General features: G+C 36.2%; 19 protein-coding genes and 1 riboswitch. Of the genes, 13 read left to right on the plus strand and 6 right to left on the minus strand.

The window, feature by feature from the left end; translation table 11 throughout:
- Nucleotides 1-46: 46 nt before the first annotated feature.
- From M030_RS0105465 to M030_RS23765, 3 genes are all read right to left on the minus strand, one after another.
- Entirely contained in the window at nt 47-502 is a 456-nt protein-coding gene (locus tag M030_RS0105465) for an HRDC domain-containing protein (RefSeq protein ID WP_227533068.1), read from the minus strand.
- 16 nt (nt 503-518) lie between these two features.
- The gene (locus M030_RS0105470) at nt 519-851 is read right to left on the minus strand and encodes a single-stranded DNA-binding protein (RefSeq protein WP_027372573.1); all 333 of its coding nucleotides are present in this window, start codon (nt 849-851) and stop codon (nt 519-521) included.
- A gap of 204 nt (nt 852-1,055) precedes the next feature.
- The gene (locus tag M030_RS23765) at nt 1,056-2,078 is read right to left on the minus strand and encodes a methyltransferase (protein WP_051584893.1); all 1,023 of its coding nucleotides are present in this window, start codon (nt 2,076-2,078) and stop codon (nt 1,056-1,058) included.
- 196 nt (nt 2,079-2,274) lie between these two features.
- Between M030_RS23765 and M030_RS0105485 the strand changes: the two genes are divergently transcribed.
- The 7 genes from M030_RS0105485 to M030_RS0105515 all read left to right on the plus strand — a co-directional run bounded on the left by M030_RS0105485 (nt 2,275) and on the right by M030_RS0105515 (nt 7,099).
- Complete coding sequence (locus M030_RS0105485; RefSeq protein ID WP_027372574.1) at nt 2,275-3,180, plus strand: arginase family protein; 906 nt, start codon at nt 2,275-2,277, stop codon at nt 3,178-3,180.
- Entirely contained in the window at nt 3,181-3,789 is a 609-nt protein-coding gene (locus M030_RS0105490) for an HPP family protein (protein ID WP_027372575.1), read from the plus strand. It abuts the gene before it with no gap.
- A gap of 13 nt (nt 3,790-3,802) precedes the next feature.
- Nucleotides 3,803-4,147 carry a hypothetical protein gene (locus tag M030_RS0105495; RefSeq protein WP_034722110.1) on the plus strand — a complete coding sequence of 115 codons (345 nt, stop codon included), beginning with the start codon at nt 3,803-3,805 and terminating at the stop codon, nt 4,145-4,147.
- 31 nt (nt 4,148-4,178) lie between these two features.
- On the plus strand, nt 4,179-5,087 hold the full coding sequence (locus tag M030_RS0105500; RefSeq protein ID WP_034722111.1) for a TIGR01777 family oxidoreductase: 909 nt from the start codon (nt 4,179-4,181) through the stop codon (nt 5,085-5,087).
- Nucleotides 5,088-5,119: 32 nt separating this feature from the next.
- A complete protein-coding gene (gene nudK, locus M030_RS0105505) occupies nt 5,120-5,701 on the plus strand; it encodes a GDP-mannose pyrophosphatase NudK (RefSeq protein ID WP_027372578.1) in 582 nt (193 codons plus the stop codon).
- A 201-nt stretch (nt 5,702-5,902) separates the two neighbouring features.
- Complete coding sequence (locus M030_RS23770; RefSeq protein WP_227533395.1) at nt 5,903-6,475, plus strand: DUF2306 domain-containing protein; 573 nt, start codon at nt 5,903-5,905, stop codon at nt 6,473-6,475.
- A gap of 228 nt (nt 6,476-6,703) precedes the next feature.
- On the plus strand, nt 6,704-7,099 hold the full coding sequence (locus M030_RS0105515) for a VOC family protein (RefSeq protein ID WP_027372579.1): 396 nt from the start codon (nt 6,704-6,706) through the stop codon (nt 7,097-7,099).
- A 61-nt stretch (nt 7,100-7,160) separates the two neighbouring features.
- Here the strand turns inward: M030_RS0105515 and M030_RS0105520 are convergent, their stop codons facing one another.
- Both M030_RS0105520 and M030_RS0105525 read right to left on the minus strand, forming a co-directional pair.
- Complete coding sequence (locus tag M030_RS0105520; protein ID WP_027372580.1) at nt 7,161-9,623, minus strand: SEL1-like repeat protein; 2,463 nt, start codon at nt 9,621-9,623, stop codon at nt 7,161-7,163.
- Nucleotides 9,624-9,633: 10 nt separating this feature from the next.
- Entirely contained in the window at nt 9,634-11,934 is a 2,301-nt protein-coding gene (locus M030_RS0105525; RefSeq protein WP_027372581.1) for a hypothetical protein, read from the minus strand.
- 635 nt (nt 11,935-12,569) lie between these two features.
- On the opposite strand from M030_RS0105525, the gene M030_RS0105530 reads away from it, so the two are divergent.
- Complete coding sequence (locus tag M030_RS0105530; protein WP_027372582.1) at nt 12,570-13,337, plus strand: hypothetical protein; 768 nt, start codon at nt 12,570-12,572, stop codon at nt 13,335-13,337.
- 66 nt (nt 13,338-13,403) lie between these two features.
- On the opposite strand, the gene M030_RS0105535 is transcribed toward M030_RS0105530, so the two are convergent.
- Nucleotides 13,404-13,865, minus strand: a complete 462-nt coding sequence (locus M030_RS0105535; RefSeq protein WP_027372583.1) for an Lrp/AsnC family transcriptional regulator — start codon at nt 13,863-13,865, stop codon at nt 13,404-13,406.
- 154 nt (nt 13,866-14,019) lie between these two features.
- A riboswitch (cobalamin riboswitch) is annotated at nt 14,020-14,205 on the plus strand.
- A 181-nt stretch (nt 14,206-14,386) separates the two neighbouring features.
- Between M030_RS0105535 and metE the strand changes: the two genes are divergently transcribed.
- The 5 genes from metE (at nt 14,387) to M030_RS0105565 (ending at nt 19,596) form a co-directional block, all read left to right on the plus strand.
- Complete coding sequence (metE, locus tag M030_RS0105545) at nt 14,387-16,696, plus strand: 5-methyltetrahydropteroyltriglutamate--homocysteine S-methyltransferase (RefSeq protein WP_027372585.1); 2,310 nt, start codon at nt 14,387-14,389, stop codon at nt 16,694-16,696.
- Nucleotides 16,697-16,830: 134 nt separating this feature from the next.
- Complete coding sequence (locus M030_RS23775; RefSeq protein WP_051584898.1) at nt 16,831-17,901, plus strand: serine hydrolase domain-containing protein; 1,071 nt, start codon at nt 16,831-16,833, stop codon at nt 17,899-17,901.
- Nucleotides 17,902-17,936: 35 nt separating this feature from the next.
- Nucleotides 17,937-18,266 carry a hypothetical protein gene (locus M030_RS0105555; protein WP_027372586.1) on the plus strand — a complete coding sequence of 110 codons (330 nt, stop codon included), beginning with the start codon at nt 17,937-17,939 and terminating at the stop codon, nt 18,264-18,266.
- A 26-nt stretch (nt 18,267-18,292) separates the two neighbouring features.
- Entirely contained in the window at nt 18,293-19,072 is a 780-nt protein-coding gene (locus M030_RS0105560) for a hypothetical protein (RefSeq protein WP_027372587.1), read from the plus strand.
- Between the two features lie 77 nt (nt 19,073-19,149).
- Nucleotides 19,150-19,596 (plus strand): KTSC domain-containing protein, encoded by a 447-nt coding sequence (locus tag M030_RS0105565; RefSeq protein WP_027372588.1) that lies wholly within the window; start codon nt 19,150-19,152, stop codon nt 19,594-19,596.
- Nucleotides 19,597-19,959: the final 363 nt, after the last annotated feature.

The raw sequence follows: 19,959 nt of genomic DNA on the forward strand, positions 1-19,959 counted from the left end.
CTGAAGAACGGAATATTCTCCAGCTTTTTCATCATTTATTCTACAATCAGACGCTTTCCAGAATTTCTAATATCTCCTGACCATAATTTTCGATCTTGTGTTTACCAAATCCTTTGATTTCCAGTAATTCTTCTTTCTTGGCGGGTTTGTATTTAGCCACAGACGTGAGTTCTTTATTACTGGCAATAAAATATGTGGGAAGATTTTGTTCTCTTGCTTTCTCTGATCTCCAAAGTTTTAAGGCATTGAGGATTTGTTCTTCGTCAGCATTGAGAAGGTCATTTTCTACAGAATACTTGATTATTTTGGGTTCTTTCACTGTATTTCTTATTTGTTTTAGTTCTTCAAAATATAAGATAACAGACCAATAACACTCATCACCAACAAAAGCTGTTTCAACTTTTATAATGTCATGTACTTCCAGAAAATCATCGAGTGTTTTCTGATCCTGGTAAAGGAATTCTTCCGGAAGCCTTACTTTAAAAACTTTCACTTTCATCATTTGTAATTTTTTAGAATTATTTACTACCGAGCAATAGAATCTCATCTACCCGTATTTCTGTGATATACCGCTTTACCCCTTCCTTATCATCATATGATCTGTAGGTAAGCTTTCCTTCGATGGCAATTTCTTTTCCTTTGGGTACATATTTCTCAAGGATTTCCGCTACCCTTCCAAAAGCAATCAGATTATGCCATTGCGTTTCTTCTACTTTTTCTCCTTTAGCATTGGTGTAATGATCCGTGGTGGCTAAAGATACGCTTGCTTTTACATTTCCGTTTTCGAAGTTTACCATTTCAACTTCTTTACCTGTGTAACCAATTAATGTTACTTTGTTTCTTAGTGACATAACTTTTAGATTTTAAAGATTAATAACTTAGATAAGAGACGTTCACTGCTTTCTCAAATCTCTGTTGCAAAGATTGTCATCTCTTCCCGGCTCAGTCGGTTATAAACTATTTAAATTCATTTGTTGTCGTTTGTTGTCGGATATAAAATAAGGACATTCAACTTTTGAACATCCTATTTTATTAATGCTTGCAGCAATCTCACTTCAGATTTTCTCGCACTCAATAATACTGCTAAGATCTGTACCTATTTGAATAATACGATTAAATTGTAAACCAGCATCCTTTATAAGTGATTTAAAATCGTTTAATGTCCTTTCTTTTCCTGAGAGACAAGCCATCATCACGATATCCTGCAATTTGCCAATATGGGGTTGATTTTGAGAATCATCAGGAATAACTGCATCTATTATCAACAATCTGGATCCTTTATTCATAGCCCGAAAGCATACTTTTAAAATAGCAATACATTCTTCATCATTCCAGTCATGAAGAATCCATTTCATAGTATATAGATCAGCATTATCAGGGACTTTTTCAAAAAAACTACCTTCCGAAACGGTACACCGTTCCTTTAAATTTTCAGGAATAAGCTCAGTCGTTTTTCTGACAACATCACCGGCATCAAAAACTACTCCCGATGGGCCAGGCGTAGCATTTAATATTGAAAACATCATTGATCCGTTTCCTCCACCTATATCTACGATCTTCTTATAGCTACTAAAGTCATAAACATTAATGATTTTTTCGAGGACAACTCCTGACAATCCCGTCATTCCCCTACCAAAATTGGCTCCCAATTCAGGATATTTTTTATAATATTCCCACAGATTCATACCATGAACATATTCAAAAGGAACTTTTCCGGTTTGTACATTATAAGTCAGTTCTCTGAAAACAGTTAAGCTTTCCCTCATATTAGCGAGAACAAAATCTTTTAAAGTTCCGGGAACATCTGTTTGTAAAGCTGCTCCAAAATCATTTAATAAAAAGGTTCTGTTTTCAAGTTCTTCAAAAATACCTACGCTACTTAAGGCTCTCATAATTCGATATAGCTGCCCTTCTAATACATTTAGCTCTTGGGCCAATGAAGCTATTTTTTTTGGTCCACCTGCAAGATGATCTGCAATATTCAGTTCAGAAGCCGTGTGCATACATCCTGCGATCCATATACCTGCCAATAATTCATACATTTTTAAGGTATATTCCGGTTTAATTTCTCTCTTCATAACTTATATTTTTTAATTGTTTTTTTTCTTGTTCTTATTTAATTTTTAAAATAAAAAAAATGTACAACCATACGTCAATCAGCAATATGTGAAAATAATTATTTTTTTCTTTCCTTTTTTCTTTTTGTATGGAAAACACATACTTCATTCTATCCATTTACAAACGGATAATTCCCTATCTTTGTTAAAATTCTTTATGAAAAGGGATATTAACATCTTTGAATTTCCTCTCAATCTTGGACTTACAAAAAAGGACCATGAAGTTGAACCCGGGGTCAGGAAACTTCCGGATTGGCTCAAGAAATTTGACTTTCACAAAAGAATATCTCCCCATCGTGTTTTCCGACTGGAAGCTCCCAAATATGCCATGAGCTTTGATGAGGAATCCGGCGTCAGAAATGCAGATAAGATCATTGAATATGCGAAGCAACAAGCTGAGCTCCTTCTTCAAAACTATGATAAAAATGTTTTTAATATTATCCTGGGAGGTGACTGCAGTATTCTGATCGGGAACGCTGTTGCTTTGAGGAAAATAGGTAATTTCGGACTTTTCTACCTCGATGGACACACTGATTTTATTCCCCCACACTTATCCGAAACTGGTGGGGCTGCAGGCATGGATCTAGCCATTGTGTCCGGGATCGGGCACAACAAACTAACCGACATTAACGGACTTAAACCTTATTTTCAGGAAGACAATATTTTCTGCTGTGGAAATGCAGAAACTGATGATGAAGAATATGTCAATCAGATTATTAATTCTCAAATACATTACTTCGATCTTGAAAATCTGAGAAAAAACGGCTTTAGAAAAACAGCTGAGGATTTCCTGAAAATAATTACAGAAAAACAGCTTGACGGATTCTTTATTCATCTGGATGCAGACATCCTCAAAGACGAGATCATGGCTGCTGTAGACAGCAGAACAGAAGATGGAATCGATTATCATAATCTCCACGAAATTCTTACACCTTTGGTGGAAAGCCCAAAATGCTTTGGCATCGAAATGACCATTCTGGATCCCGATTATGATAAAGAAGGTGTTTATACCCGTCCTTTCGCAGACAATTTAATTCAAATCATAAAAAATAAAGAAGATTAAATGAAGAAGAGTTTAAAAAGAACATTCAGAGTTTCAAAATATGTCATCTATAAAGAGACGCTCGTTGACTATAAAGAACATTTCTGGTCATTTCTGGGAGCATTTTTTGGAATTGGTATCATCGCTTTTATACAGTCGCATTCTTTAGCGCAGACTGAAAATATATTTCTGATCGGTTCTTTTGGAGCATCAAGTGTCTTGATTTACGGTGCTATTCAAAGTCCGTTGGCACAACCCCGAAATCTTGTTGGCGGTCATGTTCTTTCGGCGTTGGTTGGAGTTACCGTTTATCAGATTGTTCCTGATATCATCTGGCTTTCGGCACCACTCGCTGTGGCATTTTCTATTGTATTGATGCAGTATACCAAGACTCTTCATCCGCCGGGAGGTGCTACGGCCCTCATTGCGGTAAGCTCAACCGGAAAAATTCCGGAATTAGGATACTGGTACGTTATCTCCCCTGTTCTGTCGGGGTGTATTATCCTGCTGCTTGTGGCCTTATTTTTCAATAATATAACGTCCAACAGAAGCTATCCGTCTCACAGCAGGTTTAAAAGATTGCTAAGAAAAAAGCATATACACGGTCATACAAATCCACATAAAAAATGAAAAAATAAAAATCATGAACTGTCTGGAATGTGGCGAAAAAATAATCGGGAGGTCTGATAAAAAATTCTGCAATGACGCCTGCCGTAATGCCTTCAATAATAAGCAGAATAAGGATTCCAGTAATCTGATGCGAAATATCAATAACAAGCTTCGTAAAAACTACCGTATTCTTGTGGAAGTAAATGTAGAGGGTAAAGCAAAGGTCACCCGGGCTAAGCTTGAAAGTCTTGGCTTTGATTTTGATTATTTTACTAATGTGAAAGTCTATAAAAATGGCTCAGAATATAAGTTTATTTACGATTACGGTTATAAACTTTTGGAAGATGATTTCGTTCTGATTGTCAAAAATCAGGCTTAACATCGTCTATACACCACTAAAATCTATTATTATGAAAGAAGTTGTTCTGATTACCGGTGGCGGCGGCATGATCGCCAAAGAACTGGCTAAAAGAATCGGGAATGAGTATGAGCTGAGGTTCCTGACCCGCAAAAAAAAACATGCCCATGAATTTGAATGGGATATTAAAAAGAAAACTGCTGATGAGAAAGCGTTTGAAAATGTTTCTCATATTATTCACCTGGCAGGTGCCAATATTTCTGAGAAACGCTGGACGGATGAGCGAAAAAAAGAACTGATATCAAGCAGGATAGACTCTGCCGCTTTGCTTCGAAATATTTTAGCTAAGAAAGAGATTAAACTGAAATCCTTTATTTCAGCTTCGGGAATCAATTTTTATGGTACCCGCACAAGTGAGAAAATTTACACTGAAAGTGATCCTCCGGGACATGATTTTTTAAGTGAGGTCGTGGTTTTATGGGAAAATGCAGCGGATCATTTCAAAGAACATAATATTGCAGAAAGAGTAGTAAAAATTCGTACCGCAGTCGTGCTTTCGGAGACAGACGGAGCCCTAAAGAAAATGATTACTCCCATTCAATATTATGTCGGATCACCTTTGGGAAGCGGAAAACAGTATATGCCGTGGATTCATATTGAAGATATTTGTTCAATCTATGAATTCGCTTTAAAAAACCCGGGTATACACGGTGCTTACAATGCCGTTTCTCCACAACATATCACCAATGCAGAACTGACAAAAGAAATTGCCAAAGTATTACAAAAACCCTTATGGATGCCTAATGTTCCTTCTTTTATTTTAAAGTTGATATTTGGAGAACTTTCTACCGCTGTATTGGAAGGATCAAGAGCTTCGTCACAAAAAATCCGGGAAGCAGGATTCCGGTTTACATTCGGTGATCTCCAAGAGGCTTTACAGGATTTACTTAGAAAAAAATAAATATTAATATCTAAATACAGAATATCGCTCTTATGCATAATCCTACTATTACTATTCTCAAAACAGAAATATTATCAGACAACTGGTATACTTTAAATAAAGTAACCTATACTATTCAAAAACAAGACGGAACTACGGAAACCCAAAGCAGAGAAGCCTATGACAGAGGCAATGGAGCGGTTATCCTTTTGTATAATACCGATTCCCAAACGGTTATTCTGACAAGACAATTCCGGTTACCAACCTACATCAACGGAAATAGTACAGGAATGCTTATCGAAGCCTGTGCCGGACTTCTTGATCATGATAATCCCGAAGATTGCATAAAACGGGAAACAGAAGAAGAAACGGGATATAAGATTTCAAAAGTTGAAAAAGTATTCAATGCCTATATGTCTCCGGGTTCTGTCACAGAAATTCTTCACTTTTTTATCGCTGAATATTCCAATGAAATGAAAGTTGCAGAGGGTGGCGGGCTTGAAGAAGAAGGAGAAAATATTGAAGTCCTGGAATTAGATTTCGAAAAAGCTCTTGCTATGATAGACAGCGGGGAAATCAATGATGCCAAGACCATTATACTGTTACAGCATTTAAGAATTAAGAGCATTTTATAAAGGTATCACGATATGAAAATTCAAATCAGGATCATTCCGGGAGATTAAGATACTGCTGCTAAAAACCGATAACCGATGACCAAATCTCTGGCAATAAAGATCATTCAGATTATAGCGGTATGCTTAGTGATCTTCTTCAGTATTATAATGCTGAAAACGATTTCTCAGTATACTTCTTTTGAAAAAAATGTGGGCTTTCTGATGTTTAAACAGCAAGTGGTTAATCATCCCTGTTGGCTAACTTTTTTTTACATTCATATTTTTTCCATAACGTTTTGTCTTTTGGCAGGTTTAACGCAGTTTTCGAATCGGTTTTTATATGAAAACAGAAGTTTGCATCGGTTGATCGGGAAAATATATGTTTACAATATCCTGATCATCAATGTTCCGGCCTGTTTTATTCTTGGAATATTTTCCAATGGCGGCCTTATCGGGATCACCGGATTTCTTGTGCAGGATATTCTTTGGGCTTACCTTACCATAGCAGCCGTTACTTCCATCAGGAAAGGAAATATAAACAGACATAAAAACTATATGATTTCAGGCTATGCAGTAACAACGACAGCCATTACATTCAGAATTATTAAAAATTTGTTTTATAATGAAGAATACCATGATTACGAATTATTCTATGGTATTACCGTATGGCTTTCGCTATTTATAAACCTTTTGATCGCCTATGGGTTGATCATGAAAAAAGACAGTTTCTTATCGTTGAAAGCTAAGGTTAGCAACAACCATAATAAAAGCAATACCCATGATCACGGAAAATGAAATGATAAGTATTAAAAAATTCAGAAGATGCTTGTATCTGCTGTTTTCAGTCCATCTTCTGCACAGACGCATAATAAGGTAAGAAATTGCGGCAAAAATAGCCAATGTAGAAACGAAAAAAATTAAATCCCAATTCATGTTATTAGTGTATCCTGTATTATTTTAAACTAAAATACAATATTTACTGTAAAATGATGTATTTGAACTTCAAATTTAAATAGATTATATATGAAAATTAAAAACCTGGACCACCTTGTACTCACCGTTGCAAGTATCGATAAAACGGTCGAATTTTACACCCAAATACTGGGATTTGAAGTAATAACTTTCGGAGATAACAGAAAAGCGCTGAGCTTTGGGAATCAGAAAATCAATCTTCATCAAAAGGGGAATGAGTTTGAACCCAAGGCAGAGTTTCCTACCTGTGGTTCTGCCGATCTTTGTTTTATTGCACAAACTGATATTCATGAGGTTACAGCAGAGTTGCGAAATAAAAGCATCCTGATCATCGAAGGACCTGTAGCCAGGACCGGAGCTTTGGGAAAAATAATGTCAGTGTATTTCCGGGATCCTGATCAAAACCTCATCGAAGTAAGTAATTACATAGATGTGCCCTCGCAATAGCGTACTTTTGACCTGTCGTTTCTTCAGCAAAAACTATCCCGTTATTGGGATAGTTTCGTTATCATTCCATATCATTTTCCTCACCATATCTTTTCCAATATTGATATTTTTCAGGATCGGCAAAGGCAGGATCTTCTTTATAATAATATAATAATCTTCTCAAAGCATGGTCATACGTAGAATAGGCCAGAGCATTTTCAAAATGTTTAATTGCTTTTTTGGGATTTTGTTTAACACCCAATCCTTCGTCAAAAAGGATTCCGTAGTAAATATTGGAATAGGTGTTTTCGGTATCCTTCCTTAAATAGCGCTGAAGGTTTGCATAATCACTTTGCTGATAATAAATTTCAGCAATCTTATCCGGATTGAAATACAATTTCTTTTCTGCCTGTTGATAATATTCCAACGCCTTATCATAGTCTTTGAGAACATAATCTCCATAAAAATACAGCAGTCCCAGATTCTGCATCGCCAGCCCATCTCCCAGCTCTGCCGATTTTTTGAAGCATTGTAAAGCTTTTCTAATATCCTGCGGATATCCGATACCCTGCTGATAATGATATCCCAGATTGTTCCACGCAACAGGCTGACCTTGTAGAGATGCTTTTTCGTACAAAGCCAGCGCTTTACTGAGATCGTAAAATTCGGGATAATCATCGTGAGCATAAATATAGCCAAGTTCAACCATCATGTCTGCATTACCACGACTAACGCCTATTGCATACAACCGTACTGCTTCTTGTATGTTTCCTTCCTTTACATATTCTTCTGCACGTTCTGTAAGTGTTTTGTCATCAAAGTATTCTTCGTATCCGGAACCTTTTTGTTCAACCCATTGATTGTAGAAATTTATAAAGAACTGCAGATCTTTTCCACGAAGATTATATTTTTTGCTAAATACGGCTCCCATCTGATAATCGGACACCTGATGAAGCCTTCTTTCAATATCCAGAATGAACATCTCATTTCCTTTAAAAAGACATAATAAATCTTCGGTATAGTCTATTCCCTCACAGATATAATCATAGATTGCACTATGAGCATCTGATTTCTGGTCATAATAAAACATACCTCGGTCTGTAGTAATACGAAAAACTTCAAGTTTACATGATTCTACTTTTTTATGTGCTTCAGAAAGGGGAAGAAGCCATCGGTCCCGGGCAGACTGATACAAACCCCAGCCTTTTCCATCAGAAATCATGAATACATCACGCATATATTGGGTAAACCAATCTCTGTGAATATTTACTATTTTATATTCTTTTAACCTGAATTCTCCGGATTGTATATCATAAATAAACCATTCTTTATCTTTTCGGTACGCAAAAGAGGTATATCCGTAATCGCCAAGCGCCATTATAAGGTCTATTTCTTCATCCAGAAGGATTCCGTCCGGTTTAATGATGTTTGTCTTTTTCTGAAATTTATTGGGTTTGGCAAAATAAAACCCGTTTGAAATAGCAGATAAAACATCTTCAGGATACTCACCCATGAAAATACCATCAAGACTGTAATAAGCTCTTTTTGAAGTTCCTTTCAGGTGACGATAAAGGAGTCCGGAATAATCATAATGAAAGGGTTTGTCCGAATGATCTGCGACAACCTGTTTGCCTTTTATATTAATTACACAATACACTTCGTCTTTTTTAGCATTGAAGAGTCCGGTATATCTTAACAATTCAAGCTCATCATATTCGCAGGAAATAATCAGTTCTGTGGTAGTAATATCTAATAAACCTGCTTTGTTGCCAATAAATACAGGTCCGTAATTTTTTTCTTCTATGAAATAAGCATCATTGGCATCATCATATACACATTCTGTGAGAGTCTTTCCGTCGTTTGACAGATATCCGAATTTGCCGTTTTTTTGTACCACGGCTACTCCATCCTCATTTGCTTCGAAAATTTCTTCATACACTGGCGGAGCTAATATATCACCTTTGTAGCTTTTTAATCCCCAGAGTCCGTTCACTTCATACACCTCTGACGGATTTTTACAGAGTTCTTCATTCCAATATCCAAGTCCGTATTTAACCCAGTCTGTTTCCAATAGTTCTAAAAAAGAATCATATCCGTGCCTTGAAAAAAGTGCTCTTTCAAGCTTTGCCAGGTCTCTGTTGCGGATTGCCTTCTGATATAGTTTGCTTTTCTCTTTGATTTCCAGCACCCAATCTTTTGCCTGATCACTATGTTTTTCCTCACTCATATTGAAGACATCCCTTGCGTTCATTACAAAAGTATCATAAGGAAGTTCATTTAAAATTTCAAACATTTTATTGACAGGCTCATAGAATACCTTTTTATAAGTCAGCCGGTAATGCTCCCCTAACAGATCATAAAAACTTCTCAACATTGAAATTCCGCTTTCTTTGTCAAAGACCAATGCTTTTCCTTTTGATCTCGGATTACCTGAAAATAAAGGAAGTAACAGCTCCGGGATCTCATAATTCCATTCCCCAAGATAATGTGGAAACTCATCCAGAGTAGTAGAATCAACATTATAAGTGTAAATACGATGTGCCATATTCTATCTCTTAAAATCCAAACTTAGAAAACAATCCCGGCTTCTTCCATGAATTTTTATATTCATCTGCGAGAGGATTATAATCTGAAAACGAACGTATATATTCTAAAACTGCGTGAGCTTCTTTAAGATTTCCCGAATGATACAACACCCCTGCCTTGGCAAGTTCAACATCTTCCATCAGACTGTCATATCCCCACTCTTCATTTTGGTAGATGCCGGAAAATCTGTCAGCAAGCAATAAGGTCTGCTCTTTATTATTCAATTTTTCAAAGATCTGAACACCATAGCGCAGCCAAAGTACATAATCTTCAGGATTCATTATTTCACCACTTTCAGCATCACATTCACTGAATAATGAGGCCGCATCCGCATATCTTCCGCTCAGATAATCACTTTTAAGAATCATATACAGAGTCTTGACTTTATCAAAAGGATCTAAAAGGAAATTCTTTTTGTTGTCAAGATAACTTTTTGCTGTTCTGGCAACCCCTTCATAATCTTCATTTTCGTTAAAAATCTGCATCAGGACATATTGTGGATTAGGCTCCAGAGGGAATTGTTTGGCTATATTTTCATAATAGGATTGGCGGGTTATGCTTTCTTCGGTTTCAAAACGCTCGTAGAGAATTCTTTCTAAAGTATTCTTGGCCGCCTCGAGATCCCTGTAGTCGTCTTCATCTATTTCAGAGTTGTCTATTGTATGCTGATAGAGAGAAATAAGCATTTCTTGGGCATCAGCATAGATATCATAGGTTCCTAAAATACCATGTACCTCAAGCTGCCGTGCCCTGTTATAGAGATTTTTATAATAAAAATCTTCACATTCATCGTACAGATGGAAATAATTCTTCAATGCCACCGCTCCGTTTTCATAATCTTCACCATCCAATAAGGCATCGATCAGGACAAGATGCAACTCTCCGAACTCTGAATACTGCAAACCTTCAGAAGCCGTGACAGCCGCAGCATGGGCGTCTCCCGACAGGGAATATCTGATGGCCAGATTATTACAGCACATCGCCCTGGTATGAAGATCATTATAATAATCACTTTCAAACTTGCCTTCTTCATAATACCTCCTGAATGCATGGTAGGCCCTCTCATATACCTGGCGGCTTACGTCCACCCATTCTGTTGTCTCTTTATCATTCTCTATTTCATCAATAAAGTCTGAAATAAAAACACCTTCGTTATAGATATCGGATGGATAATCTGTGAAAGCCGGGACTTCAGCAGGCACCGATCCGTAAAGGTAATATTCTGATTCCACTTTCCTTCTCCAGGATGTTGCATTGAAAGATAGCTGCACGGCTTTTTCCAGTAAAGGAACCGCTTCCGAATATTGTTCTTTTTCATACAAATACGTCCCTGCAAAATGATAGCCCGAAAAATTTTCCGGATGGATATTGATGACTTCAAGAGCATGGTGGTAGTAGAAATCTTCAGTAATATTCAACAGATCAGGATAGCTTCTTTCGATAATCAGCTGGTAATAAAAAACATCCGGATGATTAAACCCTTTTTGAACCATCTCTGTAAAACGATGGTACCAATCTACCAGTTTTTCTTGAATATGCACAGCAGAATTCTCTCCTTTAATGGCTTTCAGCATCATTTTCAAAGAAAGATCCCCGGTACCGTTTTCATAGGCAATATCAGCAAGATTCATAAAATCATATTCATTTCTGCTTACAAATGTTGTATGATCTCTTTCAATCATGGCCGTAAGGTCAGCTCCTGAAATCATTTTCTCGCGGTCAAGCAGATATATTTTCTTAATCCAGAACAGGGATGTATTTCGATCCCTCAGTTCCCGATTATCTGCAAATTCTTTTTGAAAAAAGTAAATGCCGGCTTCCAGACTATTTAAAAGGACTTTATTATGTTCTAGAGACTCATAAATTTTAACCAGAAAATCATATCCGAAGACTGCATTTTCAGAATCGTCGAGCATCTGTTCAGCATATGAAATAAATTCTTCCTTATTGTCTTCAGTAATATGCTTTTTTCTTTTACCGATCTGCGCCAGCGTATATTGATTATCCAAAGGATAGCTCAAAATACTGTAAAGTGTTTTCTGATGATTGGGATTAAGTTGTAAAACTCTGCGGAAGTAAGGAAGCATTTTTTCCTGTATAGCATCAAAAACGGCCTCATGACCATCATAATAAACGTTATCATGACTGGCTATTGCCATTAAAAATAAAATTTCTTCATCATCAGGATGAGATAATAAGTATGCCTCTCCTTCTGCAATACACTGCTCCAGTTCACCCCTGTAAAACAGTTGTTCTAATTTGTCGTACATATTAATATTTGTTCTGTAATTCTTTGGTTACATTCACTGACCCGCTATCTGAAGTCAGTTTAAAATTTTGTGGTGTGCAAAATAAAACAAAACAAAATTAAAAACATACTAAAAAGCTTATAAAATCAGGAAAATTTGTAATACACTCCTTTTCTGCAATTGTCTATTTTGGAAACAAAACCATCATTTTAATTCGAAATAGGCAATACAGATCAGCATATCAAAAAAATCTGCATTTCTTACTTCACTTCATCGGAAAAAAAATAATTGATATTTCTGGTGTTCGGCTTTTACCTGTACAAAAGTTTCGGGATGCAATACCAGGTTGTATAGGACCTGTTGTTTTTAAAAGTTGTGTCATAAAAAACTTTCCGGCTGATAGCGACAGAAAAAAGTTGAATCAATGGTATTTGCTACATCCTCTTTAAAATTAAATCCAGATATAACAAAGCGCAAAACATCTCTTAATACATTAATTTTCAATAAAATATCAAACCTTACAAGATGGTCTCATTGAAAATATTATCACATTGAGAAAATAAATACATAAATTTGGTCTAATCCTTTAATTTTCAAATTTAAAGCATTAATTTTGAACGAAATTTAAACATTCGGATTCTTCAATTACTATGTACATGAAAAAAATGATGGTCGGGCTTTCGTTAGCTCTATCTGTTACTACCATATGGGGGCAGAAAGCTCCTGCAAAAAACACCAGTCTGACCCTTTATAATTATCAGACTTTCAATTGTGACAACAAAGGATATTTTGACGCTGCCAAATACAAAAAAGAGGAAATAGACGGCGTGAATAAGCTGTTGTATCAGTTCAATGGAGTACAGTTTGATATCCAGCCGGTGTTTAAGCTTTCCAATCTTGAAGAAATACGTAAAAATAAAGAGGAGTACCTGAAGCAGCTGGAACAACAATATCAGGATAAGAAAAAAGAATTGTACAGCCTTGAAGTAATCAACCTGCCGATGTGGAAAAAGCTGCAGCAGCAAACCATCGAATCTTTTGAAAATGAGTATCAGCTTAACAAAGAAGAAATTCTTGCTTACTCCGACCCTACCACATTAAAAGACAGCAAATTCTACTCTACCTGCAGAGAGCATATTGATGCGATATCATCTCCCGACAGGGAAAAAATGTTTGAAGCATGGAAAAATTATATTGAACTGAAAAGTAAAAGCAATGCCGACCCTAAAGGTGTTATGGCAAGATTCAATACAAAATTAAACGATCCTCAGAAGGAAGATTATGCCCTGATCGATATGATTGGATTGAGCTTCCACAACTGCGCCAACAGCAGCTTCAGACAGAAACGCGATGCTGAAACCAATATGTATAAAGACTTTGATAAAATATTTACAAAGCTGAAAAGAACCTGTGATGAGCCGTAAGCTTGTCGCAAGAAGTAAAAAAATATTGACAGTACCTAAGTAGGGTACTGTTTTTTTTAGTTTATTTTATATCGTCACGCCATGTGTGTTCTTGACCTCAGCCATTACAAAAGTACTGTGTGTACTGCCGATAGAATCTACTGATCCCAGTTTATTGAAAACAAAATCCTGATAGTGCTTCATATCCCGTACCTGAACTTTAAGCAAAAAATCAAAATCACCGGAAATATTATAACATTCTGCCACTTCTTCAATCTCCACAATATCCTTCACAAACTGATGTCCTACAGACCGGTCATGAATTTTCAATTTAACCTGGCAAAACACGGTAAATCCACGATTCAGTTTTTCAGCTTCTAAAACAGCTGCATAATGTTTGATATATCCTTCCTGTTCCAGCCTTTTTACCCTTTCAAAAACGGGAGAAGGTGACAGGTTTATTTCTTTAGCAAGCTCCTTTACGGTCAGTTTTGCATTCTTTTGCAGGATTCTTAGCAGTTGAAGATCCTTTTCATCAAGTCTTTCCACAGGATATTATTCTTTTTACAATTGATATTTTCAAAAATAAAGAATATTTACCTTTTAAAATAATCAAAAACAAAATTTTATCCTTAAATTTTAAAACAATACCAACCAAACATCTTAATTATCTATCTTTACGCCATATTTTGTTCTTTAAAATACTTCATCAACCGGAAGAGGTTTTACCTAATGTAAATTAATAGGGAATCGTGTGAAAATCACGAGCTGTCGCGCAACTGTAAGTAACATCCAAAGGTTTTTATCCCAGAATATCCACTGCCAATAGCGGGAAGGATGATAAAAACTGTTACAAGCCAGGAGACCTGCCTGTTCTGAATTGACAATGCTTTCGCGGTCTGAAGCTTTTGGGTCATACAGATGATACATTGAACGTATTTCACCGTTAACAGGAAAATTACGTCCTTATTGTACCTCTCCCACAAAGATTCTTATCGCTTTCGAAAGTATTGTGAAGCATTCAAAAGAGCTTTTAAAAACCAGAGTTTAATTTAAAAGTTGAAAAGAAAATGCAAACACACATTCTTGGCTATCCGCGTATTGGTAGCAACAGAGAGCTAAAAAAGGCCTGCGAACAGTATTGGGCAGGGAAAATTTCTATTAATGAATTAGAAGAAGCAGGGAAAACCATCAGTGAACAAAACTGGAAATTACAACAGGAAGCAGGTATTGATCTTATTCCGTGCAATGATTTTTCATATTATGATCATGTATTGGACATGACTTTAGCAGTGGGTGCCATTCCGGAGCGCTATCAGGACATTGCCACCGATCGTAAATATTCAGAGCTTGATCTGTATTTTGCGATGGCAAGAGGACATCAGAAAGATGGCCTGGATATTACTGCTATGGAAATGACCAAATGGTTTGACACCAACTATCATTATATCGTTCCTGAATTCCAGAAAGATCAGCAATTCCGGTTGTTTTCAAACAAAATCATTATCGATTTTATGAATGCGAGACAAACAGGGATCAATGCCAAACCTGTTATTATCGGTCTTATTACCTACCTTCTTCTGGGGAAAGAAAAAGAAAAAGGCTTTGATAAATTAGACCTGGTTCAAAATCTTCTTCCTGTTTATCTTGAAATCATTAAAGAACTGGAAAACCAGGGAGCAGAATATATCCAGTTTGACGAACCGTTCCTTGCCTTAGATCTTAACGAAAAGGCAAAAGAAGCCTTTGAGTTAGTATACAGCACAATCAGAAAACAATTTCCAAAGTTGAAATTGATTGTCGCGACTTACTTTGAAGGATTAAATGATAATCTTTCTCTAGCCGTTTCTCTTCCCATCGATGTTTTGCATATTGACCTGGTGCGGGATCCTGAACAATTGGATGAGGTATTATCGACAATTCCTGATACTTTAAGTCTTTCTTTAGGAATCGTAGACGGAAGGAATATCTGGAAAAATGACTTCGAAAAATCATTACAATATATCAGAAAAGTCATCAACAGGATCGGGTCTGAAAGAGTGTTTATTGCTCCGTCGTGTTCATTACTTCACTCGCCTTTTGATCTTGATTCAGAAAAAAATGAGGATATTTTATCTCCCGAAATCAAGCAGTGGCTGGCTTTTGCGAAACAGAAAGTCCATGAGATTGTTGTATTAAAAAAATTAGCCTCTGAAAATCCGGATTATCCTACTTTACAGCTATTGGCTGAAAATAAAAAAGCCCTGGAAAACCGTAAAACCTCAACATTAATACATAGTCAGGAGGTAAAAAACCGTGTCGAAGTAACGACAGAAAAAGATGCGCAGAGAAAAAATCCTTTCAATATCAGAAAAGAGGTTCAGCAAAAAGTATTACAGCTTCCATTATTTCCAACCACCACGATCGGATCATTTCCACAAACGAAAGAAGTAAGAAGCTGGAGAGCTAGATTCAAAAAAGGGGAACTTACTGCAGAACACTATGATCATTTATTGAAGAAAGAAACTGAAAGAACCATCCAATGGCAGGAAGAAATCGGGATTGATGTATTGGTACACGGAGAATTTGAACGCAATGATATGGTGGAATATTTCGGAGAACAACTGGCCGGGTTTGCCTTCACTCAAAATGGCTGGGTACAAAGCTACGGAAGCCGTTGTGTAAAACCTCCGGTGATCTATGGGGATGTTCACCGCCCTCATCCGATGACGGTTTATTGGTCACAATATGCCCAATCACTGACCAATAAATGGATAAAAGGAATGCTGACAGGACCTGTAACGATTCTTCAGTGGTCTTTTGTACGGGATGACCAGCCTCGTTCCTTAACCTGCAAACAGATTGCCTTGGCAATTCGTGATGAGGTTACAGATCTTGAAAAGGCAGGTATCAGAATTATACAAATCGATGAACCGGCGATCAGAGAAGGTCTTCCTTTAAGAAAATCAGAATGGCAAAACTATTTACAGTGGGCGGTAGAAGCTTTCAGAATTTCGGCGAGTGGTGTTGAGGATTCTACACAAATCCACACCCACATGTGTTATTCCGAATTCAACGATATTATCAAGAATATTGCTGATATGGATGCCGATGTGATCACGATTGAATGTTCCAGAAGCCAGATGGAATTATTAAATGCTTTCGCAGACTTTAAATATCCGAATGAAATCGGTCCGGGTGTTTATGACATCCACTCTCCAAGGGTACCATCCAAAGAAGAAATGGTTGAGTTGCTGAAAAAAGCACAGGCTGTAATTCCTGCTCAGCAACTTTGGGTAAACCCTGACTGCGGATTGAAAACCCGTCACTGGGATGAAACGGAGAAAGCATTAAAAGCAATGGTGGAAGCTTCAAAGGAAGCCAGCCTTGCCTTCGCATAAATTCACTTAGTTTTTAATTATATATTTCTTGAAGCAGGAGTTCTCTCCTGCTTTTTTATTGGATACTATTTGCCGCTATTTCAGGTTGATCTGCAAAAATTTGATGTACATTTGTGTTGCAAATAACCCATCCAATGAAATCTATTATCCTCAGCATTAGTCTTCTGTTTAGCTTTTCGAGCTTATGGGCTCAAACTGGCAAAACAGAGAAAGAGATCACGAAACCGGCATCTTCATCAGAACAGTATTATAAGCTTGAACAATGGTTAAAAGAAAGTAAAATTCCTACCCTTGGACTCGGAGTCATCAGGAATGGAAAGCTCGAAAAAGCAAAAGTATACGGAGATTACCAAAAAGGAATACCCTCACCTGATAATACGCGTTTCAATGTTGCTTCATTAACAAAACCGGTTACAGCAATGGTTGCTCTAAAACTGGCCAGCCAGGGACAATGGGATATCGATGAGCCTCTTTATCATTATTGGACGGATCCGGATATTGCTGAGGATCCAAGGAATAAAAAACTGACGACCAGAATTGTGTTAAGCCATCAGACAGGTTTCCCGAACTGGCGCATTTTGAATCCCAACGGAAAATTAGGGTTTCAGTTTGATCCGGGGACAAAATATCAGTATTCGGGAGAAGGTTTTGAATACCTGAAAAGAGCATTGGAAAATAAGTTCCACCAGCCACTCAGCCAACTCGGAGAAGAACTTATTTTCAAACCTTTGAAAATGAAAGATACTTCTTATATCTGGGGACCCAATACCGACCCTTCCCGTATCGCTACCGGCTATGATAAAGATGGAAAACCCTATGATCCGGTAAAAAGAGAAACCGCCAGCGGTGCGGATGACCTGATGACAACTGTGTCAGATTACGGTCATTTTCTCATCAGTGTAATGAATGGTGAAGGTCTTTCAAAAAAGATCTTTGCAGAAATGCAAACCGGTCAGGTCGCATCAGAAAAAGGAAAATATTTTGGATTAGGTTTTGAGATCTACAACCTTGGAAATGGAAACATCGCCTTATCTCACGGAGGCTCAGATGATGGGGTACGCACGTTGTTTGTTATTATTCCTAAAACAAAACAAGGACTGGTGATTCTTACCAATACTGACGAAGGAGCTAAAGCCTATGAAAAACTGATCATTGATTATCTTGGTGAGGAGGGAAAAAGAATTGTTGATATTGAAATGAAGTAATTAGCCAATCGAATAAATAATTAATATTAAGAATTATGACAGCTGAAGAGTTTGTAAAAAATTTCTATTTAGAAAAACAAAACATTGTCGATTCAACTTTTGAAACTAAGTCAGACCATAGAACTCTTATTTCAAAAAAAATTGAAGAATTAAAATTAAATAAAATACAAACCGAACAATTAAAAGCAATAATTTCTGATCTTGTAACAGATACTTTTTATACTATCTTACTAGGTTTGGACGGTTCTGCAAGTATTGGAAATTCACAAGAGAGTTTTAAAATATTTGACGAAGAAAATAATCTAATCGCTGAAAGTGGAGATTTAGAAGGATTTGCTTATGATTATTTTCACGGAAATCACTAACCTTAAAAACTTAAATAAAACAACAAATGAAGAAAACTATTCTGGTTATTATTCTAGCATTAACTCAAAATATTTATAGCCAAAACAAGCTTTTAAAATCTGATAAGATAACGACAACAGACTCCGTAAAAATAATTGGAATGTATGTTAAATGGGATAAAAATAAAACTTACGAAAAGTTTAATTTTTTTATTACAGATAAAAAAGTCGTGGATTCCCTATTCGAATCTGTTGAATATGGTGCCAGTTCCGAAAACGAATGGGAGCACAACAACTTCAACATTATCTTGACAAAAGCGAATAAACAATTTCATCAGGTTTCCATCAGTCCGGCTCTTCACAACGCTCATATTAATGGTAAAAGCTATAAGTTTGATGTTTCAATTTTAGAAAAATTGGCTAAGAAATATCCTTTAACCTATAAATGGTATGAAAAGGAATTTAAAAGTGAACAGGAATTCAATAAATTCAATTCAAAAATTTTAAAACAAGAAAAAACTTTATACGTAAACAAACCCACTTTTCTTTATGAAGGATCTTTTGAATTACAATTTCCAAAAAATGATACCTTTCTTCATCCTAAGGCTATCGATGGTTATTTAAGACCACAAATTGAAAAAATTGTTAAAGGAAAAGAGTTCAGTATTTCTTATGCTGCAAATACTTTCAATTTACAAAATCGTGATCAATATACAATGACAATCAATGGCCCTTATACTTTATTCAAAGACTTAAAAGATAAGAACAGTAAAAAAGGGGATTGGGTTCCTGCTAAATTTATTGCTATCATCTACGAAAAAGAATAATAAATTAATAATCAAAAACTTATATATTCTCAATTAAAAACCTTAATTTTGCACCCCGAAAATAAGGATAGACCCCTATGAAAAAAATTGGCGAGCACAGAACACTTCTTGGAGTAGATAAAAACGTTACTTTAAAAGAATTAAAAACGATTTACAGAAATGTGATGAAAGATACACATCCTGATAAATTTATCAATGACGAAACAGGAAAGCAGGAAGCTGAAGAAAAAAGCAAGTCTGTGATTGAAGCCTATCATTTTTTGGTAAGCATTAATCCTGAGACCCAGGAAAAGTATAAAGAAGAATATACTGAAACGATTACAAAATCTAATATTCAGGATTTTTACCTTGAAAAATCGATTTTGACGGTTCAGCATCTGAACGGAAATATGTATGAATACATGGGAGTTCCGAGAAATACCTACATTAAAATGGTAAACGCTGACTCACCAAGCCGTTTTGCAAGAAGACATATCTATGGAAACTTCATCTACAGAAAGTCCGGAGAGGCAATGGCAGATTAATTTTTTTTCATATAAAAATATACAAAGACTTTCGGCTGATTCCGGAAGTCTTTTTTTTTGCAACACAAGAATAAAATTAGACATTAGTACGGGAATTTATTAGTATCCGAGTATTAGCGGCTAGCAAAAATTTCTCAAATTTTCTTGGAGTTTTTGGTTTGTTCCGAAAGCTTTTTTCATTAAAAAATGACACAATAGTATGTTTAGGCTAAAGCCAATATCCATGCTATTTTATTAAGCGGTCTAAAACCCGCTCCTATTGATATGATATTGCATTATAAAACGTTGTGAGTTTTTTTGTGATTTGTCTTCATAAAATATTACAAATTCACAACTCATATCTTTTCAGCCAATACTTACAGG

This window comes from Chryseobacterium sp. UNC8MFCol (assembly GCF_000482305.1).
GTDB classification, from domain to species: domain Bacteria; phylum Bacteroidota; class Bacteroidia; order Flavobacteriales; family Weeksellaceae; genus Chryseobacterium; species Chryseobacterium indologenes.

What these genes read in the sequence shown, in the direction of transcription:
- M030_RS0105515 (WP_027372579.1), top strand. Translation starts at nt 6,704, where the DNA reads ATGAAAATTAAAAACCTGGACCACCTTGTACTCACCGTTGCAAGTATC.
- M030_RS0105490 (WP_027372575.1), top strand. Translation starts at nt 3,181, where the DNA reads ATGAAGAAGAGTTTAAAAAGAACATTCAGAGTTTCAAAATATGTCATC.
- nudK (WP_027372578.1), top strand. Translation starts at nt 5,120, where the DNA reads ATGCATAATCCTACTATTACTATTCTCAAAACAGAAATATTATCAGAC.
- M030_RS0105495 (WP_034722110.1), top strand. Translation starts at nt 3,803, where the DNA reads ATGAACTGTCTGGAATGTGGCGAAAAAATAATCGGGAGGTCTGATAAA.
- M030_RS0105555 (WP_027372586.1), top strand. Translation starts at nt 17,937, where the DNA reads ATGACAGCTGAAGAGTTTGTAAAAAATTTCTATTTAGAAAAACAAAAC.
- M030_RS0105470 (WP_027372573.1), bottom strand. Translation starts at nt 851, where the DNA reads ATGTCACTAAGAAACAAAGTAACATTAATTGGTTACACAGGTAAAGAA.
- M030_RS23765 (WP_051584893.1), bottom strand. Translation starts at nt 2,078, where the DNA reads ATGAAGAGAGAAATTAAACCGGAATATACCTTAAAAATGTATGAATTA.
- M030_RS0105520 (WP_027372580.1), bottom strand. Translation starts at nt 9,623, where the DNA reads ATGGCACATCGTATTTACACTTATAATGTTGATTCTACTACTCTGGAT.
- M030_RS0105465 (WP_227533068.1), bottom strand. Translation starts at nt 502, where the DNA reads ATGATGAAAGTGAAAGTTTTTAAAGTAAGGCTTCCGGAAGAATTCCTT.
- metE (WP_027372585.1), top strand. Translation starts at nt 14,387, where the DNA reads ATGCAAACACACATTCTTGGCTATCCGCGTATTGGTAGCAACAGAGAG.
- M030_RS0105560 (WP_027372587.1), top strand. Translation starts at nt 18,293, where the DNA reads ATGAAGAAAACTATTCTGGTTATTATTCTAGCATTAACTCAAAATATT.
- M030_RS0105565 (WP_027372588.1), top strand. Translation starts at nt 19,150, where the DNA reads ATGAAAAAAATTGGCGAGCACAGAACACTTCTTGGAGTAGATAAAAAC.
- M030_RS23770 (WP_227533395.1), top strand. Translation starts at nt 5,903, where the DNA reads ATGTTTAAACAGCAAGTGGTTAATCATCCCTGTTGGCTAACTTTTTTT.
- M030_RS0105525 (WP_027372581.1), bottom strand. Translation starts at nt 11,934, where the DNA reads ATGTACGACAAATTAGAACAACTGTTTTACAGGGGTGAACTGGAGCAG.
- M030_RS23775 (WP_051584898.1), top strand. Translation starts at nt 16,831, where the DNA reads ATGAAATCTATTATCCTCAGCATTAGTCTTCTGTTTAGCTTTTCGAGC.
- M030_RS0105500 (WP_034722111.1), top strand. Translation starts at nt 4,179, where the DNA reads ATGAAAGAAGTTGTTCTGATTACCGGTGGCGGCGGCATGATCGCCAAA.
- M030_RS0105485 (WP_027372574.1), top strand. Translation starts at nt 2,275, where the DNA reads ATGAAAAGGGATATTAACATCTTTGAATTTCCTCTCAATCTTGGACTT.
- M030_RS0105530 (WP_027372582.1), top strand. Translation starts at nt 12,570, where the DNA reads ATGAAAAAAATGATGGTCGGGCTTTCGTTAGCTCTATCTGTTACTACC.